The sequence below is a fragment of the Streptomyces xingningensis genome, from assembly GCF_054957865.1.
The window spans coordinates 1-5,663 of sequence record NZ_JBDJPF010000121.1; the positions used below are offsets into that span (position 1 = coordinate 1).

Annotated in this window: 6 protein-coding genes and 1 pseudogene; 4 read left to right on the plus strand and 3 right to left on the minus strand. The window is 65.5% G+C overall.

The window, feature by feature from the left end; translation table 11 throughout:
- Positions 1–48: 48 nt before the first annotated feature.
- From ABCR83_RS31940 to ABCR83_RS31955, 4 genes and pseudogenes are all read left to right on the plus strand, one after another.
- Positions 49–786: pseudogene (locus tag ABCR83_RS31940) on the plus strand (Tn3 family transposase); the annotation flags it as partial.
- An 86-nt stretch (positions 787–872) separates the two neighbouring features.
- Positions 873–1,499: a PadR family transcriptional regulator gene (locus ABCR83_RS31945; protein ID WP_462698761.1), complete on the plus strand. Its 627-nt coding sequence runs from the start codon at positions 873–875 to the stop codon at positions 1,497–1,499.
- Between the two features lie 20 nt (positions 1,500–1,519).
- On the plus strand, positions 1,520–2,485 hold the full coding sequence (locus ABCR83_RS31950) for a hypothetical protein (protein ID WP_462698766.1): 966 nt from the start codon (positions 1,520–1,522) through the stop codon (positions 2,483–2,485).
- A gap of 197 nt (positions 2,486–2,682) precedes the next feature.
- Positions 2,683–3,660 carry a recombinase family protein gene (locus tag ABCR83_RS31955; RefSeq protein ID WP_462698762.1) on the plus strand — a complete coding sequence of 326 codons (978 nt, stop codon included), beginning with the start codon at positions 2,683–2,685 and terminating at the stop codon, positions 3,658–3,660.
- Between the two features lie 145 nt (positions 3,661–3,805).
- Here ABCR83_RS31955 and ABCR83_RS31960 read toward each other — a convergent pair whose 3' ends face one another.
- The 3 genes from ABCR83_RS31960 to ABCR83_RS31970 form a co-directional block, all read right to left on the minus strand.
- On the minus strand, positions 3,806–4,096 hold the full coding sequence (locus ABCR83_RS31960; RefSeq protein ID WP_462698763.1) for a hypothetical protein: 291 nt from the start codon (positions 4,094–4,096) through the stop codon (positions 3,806–3,808).
- Positions 4,097–4,195: 99 nt separating this feature from the next.
- Positions 4,196–4,678: a hypothetical protein gene (locus ABCR83_RS31965; RefSeq protein WP_462698764.1), complete on the minus strand. Its 483-nt coding sequence runs from the start codon at positions 4,676–4,678 to the stop codon at positions 4,196–4,198.
- A gap of 321 nt (positions 4,679–4,999) precedes the next feature.
- Positions 5,000–5,500, minus strand: coding sequence for a hypothetical protein (locus ABCR83_RS31970; protein ID WP_462698765.1), 501 nt, complete (start codon positions 5,498–5,500; stop codon positions 5,000–5,002).
- Positions 5,501–5,663 lie beyond the last annotated feature (163 nt).

The window sequence follows — 5,663 nt, forward strand, 5'->3', positions numbered from 1 at the left end:
CCTCGAAGACCCCACCGACACACTGGAGGAGAGCCGCCTTGACTTGTCCACATAACGTCCATCGTCGGCTTCGCCTTCGCCCACATGCTCGACTTCAAGCTGATGCCGCGGCTGAAGAACATCGGCTCCGCGAAGCTGTACCGGCCGGCGGCCGGGCAGGACGAGAAGTGGCCGCACCTCGCGCCGGTGCTGTCCACCAAGACGATCAACTGGGATCTGATCGCCCAGCAGTACGACCAGATCGTGAAGTACACCACCGCCCTGCGGCTGGGCACCGCCGAGGCCGAGCAGGTCCTGCGCCGGTTCACCCGGGGCGGTCCCAAACACCCCACGTACCAGGCCATCGAAGAACTCGGGCGGGCGGTACGGACCTCGTTTGTGTGCGACTACCTCGCCGACGTCGAGATGCGCCAGGAGATCCATGAAGGGCTCCAGGTCGTGGAGAACTGGAACTCCGCGAACAAGGACCTCTTCTACGGCAAGGACGGCGACCTGGCTGGCGCGGACAAGGAGTCCCAGGAGGTCAGCATGCTCGCGCTGCACCTGCTCCAGTCCGCGTTGGTGCACGTCAACACGCTGCTGATACAGGAGGTCCTGGCCGATCCGAAGTGGGCGGACAGGCTCACCGACGCAGACCGCCGGGCGCTGTCGCCGCTGTTCTGGACCCACGTGAATCCGTACGGCCGGTTCGAGCTGGACATGAACGGCCGCCTGGACCTGGTCGCCGTGTCGGCCGTGCCCGGCCCGCGCAGTCCGCAAGAGAAAGCCCCCTCGGTCCCTGCGTGACACGACCTGCAGGCGTCCGAGCCCTCCGACGCGACTCCAGTTCCCACAGGTGTCTAATAGTTTATTTAGACTGATAGAGTTCGACTATGCCACGTCGCGCTCTCGACAACCCGATCGTTCTGGCAGTGCTGGGTCTCCTGCTCGAACAGCCCTCGCACCCGCACCAGATGCTTGCCGAACTGCGAAAACGCAGCGACAACCACGCGGCCGCGATCACGCGAGGCACGCTCTACAACACCGTTGCCGCCCTGACCGAAGCGGGATGGCTTGCCTCACAAGGCCAGCAGCGCTTGGGAAACCGTCCGGAGAGGACCGTCTACGCCCTCACGGAAGAGGGCCGCTACGAACTCGTACGGCGGCTGGACTCCCAGATCCGCAACCCGGAACGCGAGTTCTCGCAGTTTCTGGGCGCAGTCACCTATCTCGGCGCCCTCGGGGTGAGCGGCGCGGGGGAGGCCCTGGCCGAGCGTGCCCAACGCCTCCGGCAACGCACGGCCGCCGATGAAGAACGCCTCGCGGAGGCCCTGGCGGCCGGCGTACCCCGCCTGCACGTCATCGAAGCTGAATACGCGTTGTGCCTCGCTCGCGCTGAGATGGCATGGATCGGCTCGGTCATCGACGACCTCCACACCGGCTCACTCACGTCGCCGACCGATTCGGCGGCAACCTCCACACCCCCTGTAACGCCGAACCGAAAGGAATCGAACGCGTGACACTGACAGCGCATGACGGCATGCTCTTCGGGATCTACCCGGGCGGAGTCGCCGGTGATGACACCGGGAGACTGGCCGACGGCCTGCCCGATGATCCGGCCCTCGTGTCGAGTGCACTCGACCGCCTCCAGGGCCGACCAGGCCGTCCGTTCCTGGTACGCGCCTACATAGGCTTTGACGATGCCACCCGCCTCGGCGAGCCACACGCGACGGCGACGCCGGCCGCCGCAGCCCAATACGCCATCCGGGGGCGCCGCTTGGACTTGGTCGCGCAGTACCAGTCCCCAGCCGGAGACGTCGACGGTTACTGCGACTTCCTGCGCGAGCTGGTCGAGCAGTACGGCGCGGTAACGAGCACGTTGCAAGTGACGGAAGAGCCCAACGTCACGTCGAACCCGACGCTGGACGGCTACTACCCGGCGGTGCACGAGGCGATCGTCCGCGGGGTTTCCGTCGTCAAAGCGCGAGCACGTGAACTCGGGTACACAGGCCTACGGGTCGGATTCAACACCACCCCTCTCTTCGGGCCAGCAACCTCCTTCGTCACTGATCTGACCAGCCTCGGGGGAGGAGACTTCATCACCGATCTGGACTACGTGGGCTTGGACTTCTTTCCCGACGTCTTCCAACCCGTCGACGCATCCGACCTCCCGCACGCTGTCGAGGGACTGCTACGCCATCACCGTGACGCGGTACTGGCACCCTCCGGCTTGGGACACCTACCGCTGCACATCACCGAGCACGGTTGGCCTACCGGACCCGAACGCCACCCGCACCGGCAGGCCGACGTCGTCGAGACCGTGGTAAATGTGATCGCCGCCCAATCGAAGCAACTCCACCTGAGCGGTTACACGCATTTTGCGCTGCGAGATGCCGACAGCGCCGAAACGGGACTGTTCCATCAATTCGGGCTCACCACCGATGACTACTCCCCCAAGCCCGCCTTCGACACCATGAAGATGCTCGTCGAACGCTTCAGTGTTTGACGGGAACGACGAGTGGGGCAGGCTGTCTCCTCCGGTTTCACAGCTTGCCCCCACTCTCACAAACGACCCTTTGCCCGAGCAAGATCAAAAAGGGTCGGGCGAAGGGCACCAAGAAGCGGATCGACTCTCAGAACCCGTTCGCACGCAAGGTGCCAGGAGGAGGGTTCTGAGACTTGCGTTGTGCGAGAATTCGGTCCATGACGGCCCCTCAAGAACATTCCGCCGGAACTGAGTCCGAAGCCGATCTCGTCGAGCGCCATCCGTGCCCGAAGTGCAAGGCCGCCCCCGGCTCACCGTGCCGCTCACGCGGCGGGGCAGTCACGAGCGCCTACCACACCGGCCGATTCACCAAGGTGCCGAAGCTGGCGAAGGAGCTGCGGGTGCCGACCCCGGCCAACCGAGGGCCGGGGCAGCCCTGGCGGCCCGGCAAGTCGGTACCCGCAGCCGTCGATCCCAGTCTGCCGAGCGCGGACATCCGCATTGGTTACGCCCGTTGCTCGCACCTCAGCCAAGAGCTCGACTCGCAGCTGGACGCGCTCGCCAAACACGGCATCAGCAGGGACAAGATTTTCAGCGAGAAGATCAGCACCCGGATCAAGGTCCGCCCGCAGTTCGAGGAGGCGCTGAGGACCGCCCGGGAGGTTAAGGCGCATGCCCCACACTGCCGAGTCATCTTCACCGTGTTCGAGATGAAAAGGCTCGGACGGGACGCGGCAGAGCTCACCGCCCTCGCAGACCATCTGACCGAGCACGGCCTGGTGCTGGAGATGCTCGCCGGGCCGCTGCCCGGCATCTACGACCCCACCGGCCCCGGCAAGCTGCTGTTCGGCTTCTTCGCCGCAATGGCAGAGACAGAGCGGGAGAACATCCGCGAATCGACGCTGGAAGGACTAGAGACTGCGGCCCGCAAAGGCAAGTACGGCGGCCGGCCCCCGGTCATCACCGACGACATGCTGCACACCGTGCTGCGGCGCAAGGCGCTCGGCGAGTCCGTCGAGCAGATCCAGCCCGACCTGATCATCCCCACCGGCAAGCGCAAGGGACAGAACCCCTCGGCCGCGAGCATCTACCGGGCACTCGCCGAGCACGAGAAGACCCAGGCGTACCCGGAGGCAGTCGAGACGGCACACGCCGACTTCGCCGCCCTTCAGCAGCGTGAACGCAGCCCCGTGTAGTCACTCAGCGCTACATGTCCGTTCGCCGTAGCTATACGAGAACAGGGCCTCGCCGAGCCATGGAGGAACGGGCCGGCGCCCGGTGGCGATGGCAGCCGGGTCCGGTCCGTCGGCCCGGGACTCGGCCGGCCGAGGCTTCGACCTCCTACGTGAGGAGGTGTGCCGCCTGCCAGGCCAGTCCCGCATGGGCGAGGAGGCAGGTGGACCAGCCCGTCGCCCTCCGTGCGCCACGATGGATCACATCAACCCACCCCATCAGGATCAGCAGGGCTGCCAGTGCCCAGAACACCCATGCCGCGATCAGCCATGGAGTGGACAGGCCTGTGAGGAGAACCAGGGCGGCCGCAGGAAGCAGAGCCAACAGCGGGATGGCCCAGGTGGCTTCGCTCGCCTTGTTGTCAGTCGTGTCAGTCGCGTCAGTTGCGGAGGGTGTCACTGCTCGCTCCTGTCTGATCTGGTCCTGTCCGATCGAGAAGGGCCGGAGCCGCGGGAGGCGGCTCCGGCCCGTTGATCGTTTCTCGCGGGCGAGGCCGATCTAGTGGAAGTGGCTCCAGATGTCATAGAGGTTCAGGCCCACGGTCGTGCCCTTGATGAGCGCCTTGACATACCAAGGCCTGGCTTTGTACCACGCCTGGAAGTCGTGGTAGCTGCCCTGGACGGCCTTGGCGAAGCCGCCGACTTTCTTCAGGACCTTCCAGATCTTGCCCCAGTTGGCCTGGAGTTCCTGGGGGGTCTCACCATTGGCGACCGCCTGCAGATCGGCCTGCTCGTCGGCGTCAAGGGAGGCGACGAGGTCCTTGGCCTCGGTCTCGTCGCTGTTCAGCAGGGCCTGGGCGGCTTCCTGTGCCTCTTGCGGGGTCACAGGTGTTTCGTCGGTGGGGTCGTCGATCCCGGTGGTGAAGGTGGTGGCGGCGGGGCGCGATTCCTCGCCGGCGGCGAGGGCGGTCGGTGCGGCGAAGCCGATGGTGACGGCGGCAAGAGCCGCAGCGCCCGCTATGCGCAGGGTGTTGCGCTTCACGTACACTCCTTGGTGTGTATGCCGGGGAAGCGGGCATGCGGGAGTGCCGGTGATGGTTGCAGCCCAACCGGCCAGACCTGCGGCCCTCTTCCCCGTTTCCTTGTTCCCGGACTGCGGTCCGGATGGCTCGGTGTGACGCTAACCCAGCTGTATAGCCCAGTCCAATAGTCGGCAAAGTGGGGAAGGTCACGGGCTGTTGAGCTAGTTGAAAACGTGACTATGAAGTAACTGGCGTTCAATGAGGGAGCGTTGTAGCCCGTTGGATTGCAAGTGGCCCCGATTGGCCACTAGTTGAGGATGATCCGCATGGGTGATGGGTGGTCAGAATCGCTCGTCTTTGGGCGCTGTCAGTCGTGACCAGGGCTGCCTGTCCAGCCAGTTGACATACTCCCGGTGGATCCGCCGTAACCCGTCCGGGGCCCCGTCACGATGGTCCAGGAACTCGGTGAGACAGCCGAACAGCGAGTTGATCACGGCTTTGTGGCGGTCCGGGCCCGGAGACCGGTAGAAGGCGATGGCCTCCTCCTTGGGAAGGGCGTGTCGGACGACCAGGGCGGGCCAGGTCAGATTGTTGCCCTCGCCGATCCGAGGGATCAGCCATTCCCGGAAGCAGCGCAGGAGCGCGCCGCGGGCGCCGTCGTCAAAACCCTGGAGGTAGGTGACGTATGAGCCGAAACTGCCGTCGAGACCGTACCTGCCGGGGCGCCTGCGGACCCGGTCGAGATGCGCCAGCTGTTCCTGATGGTTCCACTCGGGAGCCGGTGCGGAAACCGGCTCCCACGGGTGCGGCTCCTCCGCCGGCTTTTCGCCGTCATGAATCATGCCGACCATAATGGGAGAGCCTGCTCGCAAGTGCCACGAAATGGACGTCCGGACGTCCCCGCAAGAGGCGCGATACGGCCACCGCCGCGCCGAGTGGCTGACGCGGCACTAGATGACTGATGCCAAGGGCTTGCTGGCGCGCATGAGATGAAGCGAGGGAGCC